Here is a 654-nt window from a genome sequence, read left to right as displayed (position 1 = left end):
GCCTTGCCGTGCGCGTCATCCGTGCGCAGCGGGATCTGCCAGCCCAGCCAGGACCGGGCGTTGATGCCCAGATTCTGCAGCGCGATGGCCAGCAGGCCGCTGGTCACCTGCTCGCCCGTGGCGACAACGGTGTCGTATTCGCGTTCATCATGCCGGGGGGAAAGATCGCGGCAGTAGCCCACAAGGCGGTTCGTCACGCCGGACATGGCGGAGACGACCACGGCCACCTCGCACCCGGCCTCGACCTGTTTCCGGACTTTTTCCGCCACGGCCCGAATCCGGTCAAGATCAGCGACGGAAGTGCCGCCGAATTTCATCACGATCCGCGGTACGGTAGGGGACATCGGGATAACGGCTCCATCATGCTCGGGCTTCAGCTTGCCCCATGACCGGCCGACTGGCCGATCCGGGGCATTGCGGTTATGCGCAAGCCGCGTCACATACATCCCCCCAGCTTCCGCGTCCAGCGGGAGAAAGCCAAATGAAAGGCGGTGCACTCATGCAGCATCACGATTCGCCCGTTCTGTCGGCAGATTCGGTCGCCCCGGACGAGATCGCCCATTTCAGCGATCTGGCCGCCCGGTGGTGGGATCCGGCCGGGCCGATGCGCCCCCTGCATGCCATGAACGACCTGCGCACGGGCTGGAGCCTGCG

Annotated in this window: 1 protein-coding gene and 1 pseudogene; one reads left to right on the top strand and one right to left on the bottom strand. The window is 65.7% G+C overall.

What is annotated here, in order from left to right:
* Positions 1 to 344, bottom strand: a 344-nt coding sequence (locus JCM25156_RS26550; protein WP_457851829.1) for an amino acid kinase family protein, incomplete at its 3' end; no start/stop codon positions are given.
* A 155-nt stretch (positions 345 to 499) separates the two neighbouring features.
* Here JCM25156_RS26550 and JCM25156_RS31850 point away from each other — a divergent pair.
* Positions 500 to 654, top strand: a pseudogene (locus JCM25156_RS31850) (bifunctional 2-polyprenyl-6-hydroxyphenol methylase/3-demethylubiquinol 3-O-methyltransferase UbiG); the annotation flags it as partial.

Source organism: Komagataeibacter kakiaceti JCM 25156, assembly GCF_000613305.1.
Note: the sequence above shows the minus strand (reverse complement) of the source record. Positions and strands in the feature narration are given on the sequence as shown.